General features: G+C 59.5%; 11 protein-coding genes and 1 pseudogene. 6 read left to right on the forward strand and 6 right to left on the reverse strand.

The genetic code is table 11. The features are described from left to right. Positions 1-160 precede the first annotated feature (160 nt). Together ACIO0C_RS16780 and ACIO0C_RS16785 are read left to right on the forward strand one after the other, a co-directional pair. A pseudogene (locus ACIO0C_RS16780) lies at positions 161-858 on the forward strand (transposase); the annotation flags it as partial. Between the two features lie 149 nt (positions 859-1,007). Beyond that, on the forward strand, positions 1,008-1,931 hold the full coding sequence (locus tag ACIO0C_RS16785; protein ID WP_401313989.1) for a LysR substrate-binding domain-containing protein: 924 nt from the start codon (positions 1,008-1,010) through the stop codon (positions 1,929-1,931). Between the two features lie 132 nt (positions 1,932-2,063). Here ACIO0C_RS16785 and ACIO0C_RS16790 read toward each other — a convergent pair whose 3' ends face one another. Next, positions 2,064-2,792: an aspartate/glutamate racemase family protein gene (locus ACIO0C_RS16790; RefSeq protein ID WP_401313865.1), complete on the reverse strand. Its 729-nt coding sequence runs from the start codon at positions 2,790-2,792 to the stop codon at positions 2,064-2,066. A gap of 343 nt (positions 2,793-3,135) precedes the next feature. After that, positions 3,136-3,876: a phosphoadenylyl-sulfate reductase gene (locus ACIO0C_RS16795; protein ID WP_007971943.1), complete on the reverse strand. Its 741-nt coding sequence runs from the start codon at positions 3,874-3,876 to the stop codon at positions 3,136-3,138. Positions 3,877-4,039: 163 nt separating this feature from the next. Between ACIO0C_RS16795 and thrH the strand changes: the two genes are divergently transcribed. Next, positions 4,040-4,657 carry a bifunctional phosphoserine phosphatase/homoserine phosphotransferase ThrH gene (thrH, locus tag ACIO0C_RS16800; RefSeq protein ID WP_401313867.1) on the forward strand — a complete coding sequence of 206 codons (618 nt, stop codon included), beginning with the start codon at positions 4,040-4,042 and terminating at the stop codon, positions 4,655-4,657. A 75-nt stretch (positions 4,658-4,732) separates the two neighbouring features. Here thrH and pabB read toward each other — a convergent pair whose 3' ends face one another. From pabB to ACIO0C_RS16820, 4 genes are all read right to left on the reverse strand, one after another. Next, complete coding sequence (pabB, locus tag ACIO0C_RS16805) at positions 4,733-6,076, reverse strand: aminodeoxychorismate synthase component I (RefSeq protein ID WP_401313869.1); 1,344 nt, start codon at positions 6,074-6,076, stop codon at positions 4,733-4,735. 208 nt (positions 6,077-6,284) lie between these two features. Further along, a complete protein-coding gene (locus ACIO0C_RS16810) occupies positions 6,285-7,271 on the reverse strand; it encodes an alpha-L-glutamate ligase-like protein (protein WP_401313871.1) in 987 nt (328 codons plus the stop codon). Further along, complete coding sequence (locus ACIO0C_RS16815; protein ID WP_401313873.1) at positions 7,271-8,806, reverse strand: inactive transglutaminase family protein; 1,536 nt, start codon at positions 8,804-8,806, stop codon at positions 7,271-7,273. The genes ACIO0C_RS16810 and ACIO0C_RS16815 overlap by 1 nt, the downstream gene beginning before the upstream one ends. Positions 8,807-8,811: 5 nt before the next feature. Beyond that, positions 8,812-9,348 (reverse strand): ATP-dependent zinc protease, encoded by a 537-nt coding sequence (locus tag ACIO0C_RS16820; protein ID WP_008061741.1) that lies wholly within the window; start codon positions 9,346-9,348, stop codon positions 8,812-8,814. 302 nt (positions 9,349-9,650) lie between these two features. Between ACIO0C_RS16820 and ACIO0C_RS16825 the strand changes: the two genes are divergently transcribed. From ACIO0C_RS16825 to prpC, 3 genes are all read left to right on the forward strand, one after another. Beyond that, on the forward strand, positions 9,651-10,367 hold the full coding sequence (locus ACIO0C_RS16825; RefSeq protein ID WP_401313991.1) for a GntR family transcriptional regulator: 717 nt from the start codon (positions 9,651-9,653) through the stop codon (positions 10,365-10,367). Then, entirely contained in the window at positions 10,364-11,254 is an 891-nt protein-coding gene (gene prpB / locus ACIO0C_RS16830) for a methylisocitrate lyase (protein ID WP_007988902.1), read from the forward strand. The genes ACIO0C_RS16825 and prpB overlap by 4 nt, the downstream gene beginning before the upstream one ends. Positions 11,255-11,389: 135 nt before the next feature. Next, positions 11,390-12,517, forward strand: coding sequence for a 2-methylcitrate synthase (gene prpC, locus ACIO0C_RS16835; RefSeq protein ID WP_401313875.1), 1,128 nt, complete (start codon positions 11,390-11,392; stop codon positions 12,515-12,517). The last annotated feature ends 36 nt before the right edge of the window (positions 12,518-12,553 follow it).

Consider the following 12,553-nt stretch of genomic DNA (forward strand, 5'->3'; position numbering starts at 1 on the left):
GTTGACTGTCTGCTGGCTGAGAAAGAATGGGCCCTGGAGCAGACGCAATGCTGAATTTTTGAAATGAATAAGAAACCCTCCCACCAGATTTTTCGTGTTGATTGCACGAGGTGTAACGTGTCGGTACTCCGGCAAGTAACGCAAGAAAGGTACAGCGGAAATAGTGGCCTACAACGTGCAGACAGCGGTCGATATTCAGCACCATTTGATCGTTGCGTACGAGGTGACCAACGTCGGTTCCGACCGTGATCAACTCAGCTCGATGGCCAAGCAGGCTCGCGAGCCGATAGCGTCAGAAACGTTTTCGGTGGTGACGGACCGAGTTTATTTCAAAAGCGAACAAATTCTGGCTTGTCACGATGCAAGTATCATCGCCTATGTGCCCAAGCCGATGACCTCTGGAGCCAAGGGTGACGGGCGTTTCAATAACGATGCCTTCATCTATGACTTGGTAAAAAACGAATACATTTGTCCGGCTGGAGAGTCGCTGATCTGGCACTATTCCTACGTTGAAAAAGGCCTGAAGTTGCATCGTTATTGGAGTTCGAAATGCCATGGCTGCACGTTGAATTTCAGTGCACACCGAGCACGGAACGCCGAGTTCGACGCTGGGGGCATGAAGAAGTATTGGAGGAGATGCAGCTTCGGCTGAGCAAAGCGCCAGAGATGAAGCGAGTCCGAAATCGGACGTTTGAGCATCCCTTCGGGACGCTCAAATAATGGGTGGGTGCAACGCACCTCCTGACGCGAAAGCTGGCCGCGGTAAGCGCGGAGATGAGCTTGGATGTGCTCGCCTACAACTTGAAACGGGTCATGAAAATCATCGGCCCCCGCCACTTGATGAAGGCGCTAACGGCCTGGGCCGATTACTGCCTGTCGCAAACAGAGCGGATTTGCTTGCCCGATTTAAAAACAAATGACCTCGTTTTATTTTCTAATGACCACTGAAGGCTGAGTAGACGGCAATTGCGATAGTCTGTGTAAACCAACGGTTTATAATGGCGTCTATGGAAACCTTCAGCAGTATCGAATGCTTCGTACGCAGCGCCGAGGTCGGCAGCTTTGCCGAGGCCGCGCGACGCTTGAGCCTGACACCGGCAGCCGTGGGCAAGAGCGTGGCCAAGTTGGAAGCGCGGCTTGGGGTACGTTTGTTTCAGCGCAGCACCCGCAGCCTGAAGTTGACCGAGGCCGGGCAGCTGTTTTTAAGCGAAGTCAGTGCCAGCCTGCACACGATCCAGAATGCCGTGGCCAATCTCGCCAGCGCCGAGGGGCGTCCGGCGGGTACGTTGAAGGTCAGCATGGGCACCGTGTTCGGGCGGTTATACATCGTGCCGCTGCTCGGGGAGTTTTTGCGGCGCTTTCCGGCGATCAACCCGGACTGGCATTTCGATAATCGGCAGGTCGACCTGATCGCCCAGGGTTTCGACGCCGCGATTGGTGGCGGATTCGAATTGCCCCAAGGGGTGGTGGCGCGCAAGCTGACCCCGGCCCATCGCGTGTTGGTGGCTTCAGCCGCTTACCTGGCGGCGCACGAAGCGATCCTTGAACCTGATGATCTCAAGCGTCACGGCGGCATTCTCATCCGCTCGCCGCAGACCGGCCGAGTGCGTTCCTGGCAGTTGACCAGTCGCACTCGACAACACAGCCCGCTGACGCTCAAGGCGCGGATGACCATGAGCGATTCGGAGGCGGCCTGTGCCACGGCCGTCCAGGGTTTGGGCATTGCACTGGTGAGCATGCCGTTTGCGGTGGGTTATCTGGAGGCGGGGACGTTGGAGAGGGTGCTGCCGGACTGGTATGTCGATGATGGCAATATTTCCATCTATTACGCCGAGCACAAGCTGCTGCCGGGCAAGACTCGGGCGTTTGTGGATTTCATCATCGAGCAGTTTGCCGAGCGGGGGTTGAGTCAGCGTTTTAGTGCTATTTGAGTCAGGCTTGAGACCGAGGTGTTGCCATCGCGGGCAAGCCACGCTCCCACAGGGTTTTGCGGCTTACCACAATGAGTAAACGACGCGAAACCCTGTGGGAGCGGGCTTGCCCGCGATGAACGATAACGCGGTCTATCGCGCAAACCGCCCCGGCCAGCCAATGATGTTTTTCGGCCGCGGTGTCGCATAAGTCCGCACCTTGGACGTCGACAACCCCAACCGAACCAACGATTCGGCGATAGTCACCGCCGCCGTCACACCATCGATGACAGGCACACCGGTGCGTTGGCGAATCTGCTCATCCAGCCCCGCCATGCCACCGCAACCCAGGCAAATCACCTCGGCCTTGTCCTGGGTCACCGCCAGTTCAGCCTGATGCACGATGGCCTCGAGCGCGCGTTGAGGTTCGTGTTCCAGTTCCAGCACCGCCAGGCCGCTGGCCCGCACCGAGGCACAGCGGTCCCAGAGTCCGGACAGTTTCAGGCGATCTTCGATCAGTGGAACGGTGCGGTCGAGGGTGGTCACGACCGAGTAGGCATGGCCGAGAAACATCGCGGTGCTCGCTGCCGCATCGGTGATGTCCACCACCGGTACGTTGAGCAATTCCTGCAGGCCTTCGCGGCCGTGTTCGCCGTAGCCGGCTTGAATCACGGCATCGAACGGCTGGTCGTAGGCCATGACCCGATCCATCACCGCAATGGCGGCCAGGTAGCTTTCGAAGTTGCCTTCGATCGAGTCGGCGCCGAAGTAGGGCGTCAGGCCAACGATTTCCGTGCCGGGCGCGGCCACGGCCTGGGCCGAGCGGGCGATGGCCTGGGTGATGGATTCGGTAGTGTTGACGTTGACCACGAGAATACGCATGGGAAGTCCCGCTTCAGGCTTGCGGATCTGAGTGTGTGTATGTTTTGAGATTGTTGTATACAAAACTTGTATGCACTTAAGCCAGATCTGTGCCAGTTGAGATTCTATAAAAGCCTTTTCTGAAATCGTTTTGTTAATGATTTGTTTTAAGTGACTGAAAAAACGGCGATATAAATTGACCGTTTGAACAGGTATCTATTTTTCAACGGGATTTTTGAGGTCGGTTGACTGGGGAAGTCTGGAAAGTAGCGTGTAACTTTTTGGGGCGTTAAAATTAAAAGTGCACACACAAATGGCACCTATGGTGACATTCGTGTGTACACATTGTAGGAGCCAGGTGGGATCAGGCTTTGGATTTGCTGATGATGTTCCCTGCATGCAGCCCGCATTCTTTCTGCGTCGCTTCTTCCCACCACCAGCGACCTTCACGCTCGTGCTGGTTTGGCAATACCGGGCGGGTGCACGGCTCACAGCCGATACTGATGAAGCCGCGTTCGTGCAAGCTGTTGTACGGCAGCTCCAGCATGCGGATGTAACCCCAGATCTCTTCGCTGGTCATCTGCGCCAGCGGGTTGAACTTGTACAGGGTGCGTTCCGGGGTAGAGAACGCGGTATCGATTTCCATCACCGCCACGGCGCTGCGCGTGCCCGGGCTCTGGTCGCGGCGCTGGCCGGTGGCCCAGGCCTTCACGCCAGACAGCTTGCGACGCAGCGGCTCGATCTTGCGGATGCCGCAGCATTCGCCATGACCGTCCTTGTAGAAACTGAACAGGCCTTTTTCTTTCACGAACGGTTCGAGTTTGGTGTAGTCCGGCGACACCAATTCGATGTCGATCTTGTAGTGCTCGCGCACTTGATCGATGAAGCGGTAGGTTTCGGGATGCAAGCGGCCGGTGTCGAGGCTGAACACTTTGACGTTCTTGTTCAGCTTCCAGGCCATGTCTACCAGCACCACGTCTTCGGCGCCGCTGAAAGATATCCACAGATCATCACCGAACTCGGCAAAAGCGAGTTTCAAGATGTCCTGGGCGGATTTGTTGGCATAGGTCGTGGCGAGTTCCACGACGTCGAACGTTGGGCTCATCAGGGCGGCTTCCTACAGGTCGGTGGCGCTGGGCGCTCTATATGGGGCTGATGGTAACAAAAAGCTGCGCTGGCCGGGGCGTCCTCTGCGTTGCGTGGTGGTGGAGTTGTCGCTAGAGTTCGGGCTCGCTCGACTCAATAAACAATACCAATGGGAGTGTCTTGTGGAAATTGCCTGTCTGGATCTTGAAGGTGTGCTGGTCCCGGAAATCTGGATCGCCTTCGCCGAAAAAACCGGGATCGAATCCCTCAGGGCCACCACCCGGGACATTCCCGACTATGACGTGCTGATGAAGCAACGTTTGCGGATTCTGGATGAACACGGCCTGAAGCTCGCCGACATCCAGGAAGTGATCGCCACGCTCAAGCCGCTGGACGGTGCTGTCGAGTTCGTCGATTGGCTGCGCGAGCGCTTCCAGGTGGTGATCCTGTCGGACACCTTCTACGAGTTTTCCCAGCCGCTGATGCGTCAGTTGGGCTTTCCGACCCTGCTTTGCCATCGTCTGATTACTGATGATACCGGCCGGGTGACGGGCTATCAGCTGCGTCAGAAAGATCCCAAGCGTCAGTCGGTGCTGGCCTTCAAGAGTCTGTACTACCGGGTGATCGCCGCAGGGGATTCCTACAACGACACCACCATGCTGGGCGAGGCGGATGCGGGGATTCTGTTCCATGCACCGGACAACGTGATAGCCGAGTTCCCGCAATTTCCGGCGGTGCATACGTTTGAAGAGCTGAAGCAGGAATTCATCAAGGCTTCCAACCGTGCCTTGAGCCTCTAGGCTGCGCAATGATCGTTCCCACGCTCTGCGTGGGAATGCAGCCCGGGACGCTCCGCGTCCCACGATCGGTGGGGATTACAGGTTTTGCAGGGTATCGAGCAGCACCTTCACCTTGGTGATCGATTCCTGATACTCGGCCTGCCACTGCGAATCGGCGACGATTCCGCCACCGCCCCAGCAACACACCTGCCCATCCTTGACCAGCAGGCTGCGGATGGCGATGGAGCTGTCCATCTCGCCGCGCACATCCAGGTATAACAGTGAGCCGCAATACAGGCCGCGTCGGGTGGGTTCCAGTTCGTCGATGATCTGCATCGAGCGAATTTTCGGCGCACCGGTAATCGAACCACCCGGGAAGCTGCCGGCGATCAGGTCCAGCGCATCCCGATCATCCGCCAGTTCGCCGGTCACGCTGCTCACCAGGTGATGCACATTCGGGTAGCTTTCCAGGCTGAACAACTCAGGCACACGAACCGAACCGGTGCGGCAGGTGCGACCGAGGTCGTTGCGCAACAGGTCGACGATCATCAGGTTTTCCGCGCGGTCCTTGGGGCTGGCCAGCAGTTCGGCGGCGTTTGCCGCGTCTTCGGCAGCGTTAAGGCCCCGTGGGCGCGTGCCTTTTATCGGACGGGTCTCGACGAAGCGCTCGCTGACTTTGACGAAGCGCTCCGGTGACAGGCTCAGCACCGCGCCGCCGTCGGGCAGGCTTTGGAAGCCGGAAAAAGGCGTCGGGCACGCCAGCCGCAACGCGCAGTACGCCGTCCATGGATCACCCTGGCAGGGCGCACGGAAGCGTTGGGCGAAATTGACCTGATAGCAGTCACCGGCCTGGATGTATTGCTGGATGCGCTCGATCGCCTCGCGATACTGATCAGCGTTCAGATCGGCATTCATCGGCGCTTGCAGCTTGAACGGTTCGAGCGCGTCAGCGGCGGGCTGGCTGAACAGCTGGATCAGGCGCTGCCGTTCGCTGTCGGCCAGCGTTGGGTGAAACACCAATTGGCTGGTGGCCTGGTGGTGATCGCTGATCAGTGCCCAGTCGTACAGGCCGAAACGCGCATCCGGCAACTGCAGGTCATCCAGGGCCTGGCTCGGCAGGTTTTCCAGGTGGCGGCCGAAGTCGTAGCTCAGGTAGCCGATCAAGCCGCCCGCGAACGGCAACTCATAGGGTGCGGGCAGCGATGCTTCGCCCAGTCGCGTCAGATTGTCCCGAAGGCGTTGCAGGAAATCGTTGCCACGTTCATCAGGCGCTACCGCCAGTTGTTCCAGCGGCCAGGCGCTGAGCAGGTCAAAGCGCCCGCGCTCGGCACTGGGGCGGCCGCTGTCGAGCAGAACGGCACCGGGGGCATGACGAATGGCCGCGAAGTAGTCGGCAGGGTTGGCGCGATAGGGCAGCGGGTGTACGGAACAGGTCAGCATGGGCGGGTTGGATCAGCCATCGAGGCGGGGTGGCGATTGTAGTCCCCTCGAAGAATTGCTCCTAGAGGGGATTGGCGAGTTGATGACTTCGATTCTTCCTACGCGCAGCAAAGGAATGCCTCAATGGACGCTCTGCGTCCGCTTTGGGACGCGCAGCGTCCCGGGCTGCATTCCCACGCAGAGCGTGGGAACGATCAGCAAGAGGGGGTCAGCCCTCGACCGGCGGAATATGCCCGAACATCTCCTGCACAAACGCCATGCGTTCTTCGACGGATTCAGTCACGCCACGTGCCTTCAAGTCTTCCAGCCGCGCCTCGACCGCATGGGTGCGCAACGTCAGGCCGCAATCATTGGCAATCTGGATATTCAGGCCGGGCCTTGCGTTGAGCTCGAGGATCAGGGGGCCTTTTTCCTGGTCCAGCACCATGTCGACACCGATGTAGCCCAGCCCGCACAGCTCGTAGCACCCCGCCGCGAGTTTCATGAAGCCGTCCCAGTAGGGCAGCTGCACGCCATCCACCGCGTTGGTGGTGTCCGGGTGCTTGGTGATGATGTTGTTCAGCCAGGTGCCGCGCAGGGTCAGGCCGGTGGCCAGGTCGACACCGACACCGATGGCGCCCTGGTGCAGGTTGGCCTTGCCGCCGGACTGACGGGTGGGCAAGCGCAGCATGGCCATGACCGGATAGCCCATCAACACGATGATGCGAATGTCCGGCACACCTTCGTAGCTGATGCTCTTGAAGATCTGGTCCGGGATCACCCGGTATTCGATCAGTGCGCGGTCGCGATGCCCGCCCAGGGAGTACAGGCCGGTCAGGATGCTGGAGATGTGGTGTTCGAGCTCTTCGTGGCCGATGATCTTGCCGGACACCGTGCGATAGCGGCCCTCGAAGCGGTCGGCGATGACAATGATGCCGTCGCCGCCAGCGCCCTGGGCCGGCTTGATCACGAAGTCGTTGTGCCCGTCGATGATCTCGCCGAGCTTGTCGATTTCCTTTTCGGTGGAGATCACCCCATACAGCTGCGGCACATGGATGCCAGCGCTGATCGCGCGTTCCTTGGTGATGATCTTGTCATCGACGATCGGGTACAGGCTACGCTTGTTGTACTTGAGCACGTAGTCCGCGTTACGCCGGTTAATGCCCATGATGCCCCGGGCCTCCAGGGCTTTCCAGGTCTTCCAGAAACCGAACATCAGGCGTCAGCCTTCTTCAGGAAAGCCTTGAAGCGCACCAGCTCGGTCAGGCGGTAGCCGCGGTAGCGACCCATGGCCAGCATGAAGCCCACCATGATCAGCAGGATCGCCGGGAAGGTGAACACGAAGTACACCAGCTCCGGAATGGTCATGATCAGGTGTGCCAGCGTCGCCGCGAACAAGGTGCCGATCGCCACTTTCATGGCATGGCTGGCGCCGCGCTCTTCCCAGGTGATCGACAGGCGTTCGATGGTCATGGTCAGGATCACCATCGGGAACAATGCCACCGACAGGCCGCGCTCCAGGCCGAGCTTGTGGCTGAACAGGCTGATGGCCGCGATCAACACCACCACGAACGTCAGCACCACCGAGAGTCTTGGCAGCATTTGCAGTTTCAGGTGTTCAAGGTAGGAACGCAACGACAGCCCCAGCGCCGTGATGATGGTAAACAGCACGATACCGAAACCCAGTTGAGTCTCGCGGAAGGCCAGGGCGATCAGCACCGGGGTAAAGGTGCCGAGGGTCTGCAGGCCGATCAGGTTGCGCAGGACCAGGATCACCAGCACGCCGATCGGGATCATCACCATGATCATGAAGGTCTGCTGGGTTTGCAGCGGCAGGCCGTACAGCGAGTATTCGAGGAAGTTGGCGTCGGTGTTTTCGTCGGTCAGCTTGGCCAGGCGAATGGCGTTCATTTCGCTGTTGTTCATGCTGAAGGTCACAGTGGCCTTCTTGCCGCCATCGACGGTGATCAGGTTTTCATCGCCCGTCCACCACAGCAAGCGGTCGGTCGGCAGGCCCTGTTCGCCGGTTTCCGGGTTGAAGTACAGCCAGTCGGTGCCATTGAAGCTGCGCAGCCAGAGTTCCGGGGTTTGCGGCTGGTCGGCCACCAGGCGAATGGTATGGACCTTTTCCACCGGCACGTGGGCGATGGACAGCAACAGTTCGACGATCTTCGCCTTGTGGGCCGGTGTCGGGTCGCCGGCCAGGAGCATCTTGGCGTTGTCGTCGTTGCTGTTGTTGACCCGCTTGATCGCTTCGCTGATGAAGGTCTCGACGTCGGCCGAGTGCTGGCGAATCGGTGCCAGCAGCGCTTCGGCGGCGAGTTTCTCAGGGCCTTCCAAGGCAATGCTGTCGCGGAAGGTCGGGCCCTTGATCTTGGCTTTTTCGGCGGTGTAGCGCTTGGTCAGCACCAGGCGGTAATAAAGTGTCTGGTTGCCTTTGGCCCGGCGCGCCGACCAGGTGACCTTGCGGTTGCCGTCGACACGGTTCACGGCCACGCCGTAGTTATTGGAGATGAAGCTTTCGTTGAGACTTACGTAATCGCGGCTCAATGGTGGCACGAACATCTGGATCTTGACCGGGTCCTTGGCACTGGCGACGAACTCGACCTTGGCGTCGATGTTCCACAAGTCGTCGGTGGCGTCTTCCGTCACGGGAATGCCGAGTACGAAGATCTGGTAGGCCGTGACTGAAATGCCCAACACCACCAGGATGGCGATCAGCATTTTCAGATGAAGGGTAAGAGAGCGCATTTAAATTACTCGGCGGTATGAGCGTCGGCGGCGCAGGCGGGTTTGCCGGCAGCGTATTTAAGACTGGGGTCGACCAGCGCATCGAAGCGTTTGAGCGCTTCGGAGCCGATCAGGAGCGGGTATTGGAACGCACTACGGTCGGTCAGGTTCACTTCGATGCTGCGTAAAGCTGAGCCCATGCAGATATCCAACTCGATCACCGGACGGGCGGTGTACTTCTTGCCCTCTTCCGGATCGTAGTCACCGGCCCGGCGCTTGATCTTGCTGACGCGGGCCAGCGGTCGTTCTATCGGGTGCGAATGGGCGGCGTCGATGGCCAGGTAGAACCGCACCCAGGACTCGCCATTGCGTTTGAAACGCTTGATGTCGCGGGCACTCAGCGAAGCGGTTTTCGCCCCGGTATCAAGTTTGGCGGCCACTTCGAGGTCGATGCCGCCCAGTGATGCGTATTCATTGAGGCCGTACACGGTCTTTTCCCCTGCGGCGGCAAAGCCGGGCAGGCAAAGAAGAAAAAGGAAGATCGGGAAGGGCTTGAGTCTCATAAATCCTGGTGCGCAGCGGTCTGTTCTTTGGTTCAAGACCCTGGCATCGCTGCGCAAGCTCCTCGTATGCCTATCAGCTATTTATGACAAGCCGTGCAGATGTGACAAACAAATGCGGGCGGCATTCTAGCACGGCAGGTTGATGGCGCCAGCGCTGGCGGGTGCCTATGGGCAGAGGGCTCTGCTTTGTTATGGTGCGGGCGGTTATTAGACGATTGTCGACAATATCTAATTATCCTTTGACTGCGGCGGCAGTTTTGGTTAGTTTTTGCCGCACTGGCTTTCAAGGTGTCGACAATATGCTGGATCAACTGGCTCCCCCGCTTACCGTTCAGGATGACTCGGAAACGCTTTCCGAAAACGTCTTCCGGCGAATTCAGGCGGCTATCGTCAAGGGTGAGATCGCCCCGGGCAGCAAAATCTCCGAGCCGGAGCTGGCCCGTACCTACGGCATCAGCCGTGGCCCGTTGCGCGAAGCCATCCACCGCCTGGAAGGCCAGCGCCTGCTGGTGCGCGTGCCGCACGTCGGGGCGCGGGTGGTTTCGCTCAACCATGCCGAGCTGCTGGAGCTCTACGAAATTCGCGAGTCCCTGGAAGGCATGGCCTGTCGCCTGGCCGCCGAGCGCATGAGCGTCGAGGAAATCGACGAACTGCGCCGGGTCCTTGAAACCCACGAGCGCGACGAAGCCTTCCAGGCCGGTCGCGGCTACTACCAGCAGGAAGGCGATTTCGACTTCCACTACCGGATTATCCAGGGCAGCGGTAACCGCACCCTGACGCAAATGCTCTGCGGCGAGCTCTATCAATTGGTGCGCATGTACCGCATCCAGTTTTCCACCACGCCCAATCGCCCGCACCAGGCCTTTGCCGAACACCACCGAATTCTCGATGCCATCGCCGACCGTGACGGTGAACTGGCCGAGTTGTTGATGCGCCGTCACATCGGCGCCTCCAAACGCAATATCGCCCGTCATTACCAGGACGGCGCTAACCCGACAGCCAAACGAGGTGAGTCATGAGTTTGAACAAGAGCACACCAGGCCAGCGTTTCCGCGATGCGGTCGCCAGCGAGCATCCATTGCAAGTGGTCGGCGCGATCAATGCCAACCACGCACTGCTGGCCAAGCGCGCCGGTTTCAAGGCGATCTACCTGTCCGGTGGCGGGGTGGCTGCTGGCTCCCTCGGCGTACCGGACCTGGGCATCACCGGCCTGGATGACGTGCTGACCGACGTGCGCCGCATCACCGACGTCTGCGACCTGCCGCTGCTGGTGGACGTGGACACCGGTTTCGGCTCCTCGGCGTTCAACGTCGCCCGTACCGTCAAGTCGATGATCAAGTTCGGCGCGGCGGCGATTCACATCGAAGACCAGGTTGGCGCCAAGCGTTGCGGTCACCGTCCTAACAAGGAAATCGTGACCCAGCAGGAAATGGTCGATCGCATCAAGGCCGCGGTCGATGCCCGTACCGATGACAGCTTCGTGATCATGGCCCGTACCGACGCCCTGGCGGTGGAAGGCCTGGAATCGGCACTGGATCGCGCCGCCGCGTGCATCGAGGCTGGCGCCGATATGGTGTTCCCGGAAGCCATCACCGAACTCGAGATGTACAAGCTGTTCGCCAGCCGTGTGAAAGCGCCGATCCTGGCCAACATCACCGAATTCGGCGCAACACCGCTGTACACCACCGAGCAACTCGCCGCTGCCGACGTGTCGCTGGTGCTGTACCCGCTGTCGGCCTTCCGCGCCATGAACAAGGCCGCGGAAAATGTCTACACCGCGATCCGCCGCGACGGCACGCAACAGAACGTCATCGACACCATGCAGACCCGCATGGAACTTTACGATCGCATCGACTACCACACCTTCGAGCAGAAGCTCGATGCGTTGTTCGCCTCGAAGAAATAATTGTAGGAGCGAGCTTGTTCACGAAGGACGTTAACGATAACGCGGTGTCCCTGATGCACCGAGGTATGGCGTCCACCATCGCGAGCAGGCTCGCTCCCACAAGTTTCCCAAATAAATTCAAGATTGGAGACAGAAATGGCCGAAGCAAAAGTACTCAGTGGCGCCGGGCTCCGTGGCCAGGTAGCCGGGCAAACCGCACTGTCCACCGTGGGCCAGTCGGGTGCAGGCCTGACCTATCGCGGCTACGACGTTCGCGAACTGGCGGCTGACGCACAATTCGAAGAAGTCGCTTACCTGCTGCTGTACGGCGAACTGCCGACCAAAGCACAACTGGCGGCCTACATCAGCAAACTGAGCAAGCTGCGTGACCTGCCGCACGCGCTCAAGGAAGTGCTGGAACGCATCCCCGTCGACGCCCACCCGATGGACGTGATGCGCACCGGCTGCTCGTTCCTGGGCAACCTGGAACCGGAGAACGACTTCTCCGAGCAGCATGACAAGACCGATCGCCTGCTGGCCGCTTTCCCGGCGATCATGACCTACTGGTACCGCTTCAGCCACGAAGGCAAGCGCATCGATTGCGTGAGCGACGAGCCGTCCATCGGTGGTCACTTCCTGCACCTGCTGCACGGCAAGAAGCCGAGCGAGCTGCACGTAAAAGTGATGAACGTTTCGCTGATCCTCTACGCGGAGCACGAATTCAACGCCTCGACCTTCACCGCGCGTGTGTGTGCCTCGACCCTGTCCGACCTGTTCTCCTGCATCACCGCGGCCATTGGCTCGCTGCGCGGTCCGCTGCACGGCGGCGCCAACGAAGCGGCGATGGAAATGATCGAGCGTTTCTCGTCGCCTGAAGAGGCGGTTGAAGGCACCCTCGGCATGCTGGCGCGCAAGGACAAGATCATGGGCTTCGGCCATGCGATCTACAAGGACAACGATCCGCGCAACGAGGTGATCAAGGGCTGGTCGAAAAAACTCGCCGACGAAGTGGGTGACACGGTGTTGTTCAAGGTCTCCGAAGCCATCGACGCCACCATGTGGGAACAGAAGAAACTGTTCCCGAACGCCGACTTCTACCATGCATCGGCGTACCACTTCATGGGCATCCCGACCAAGTTGTTCACGCCGATCTTCGTCTGCTCGCGCCTGACCGGTTGGGCAGCCCACGTGTACGAACAGCGTGCCAACAACCGCATCATCCGCCCAAGCGCCGAGTACACAGGCGTCGAACAGCGCAAGTTCGTGCCAATCGAACAACGCTGAATGGTGGGAGCTCCTGCACAGGTCACTGAATGAACC

Origin of the sequence: Pseudomonas sp. NPDC087336, assembly GCF_044744285.1 — a bacterium.
In the GTDB taxonomy this organism is placed as follows: domain Bacteria; phylum Pseudomonadota; class Gammaproteobacteria; order Pseudomonadales; family Pseudomonadaceae; genus Aquipseudomonas.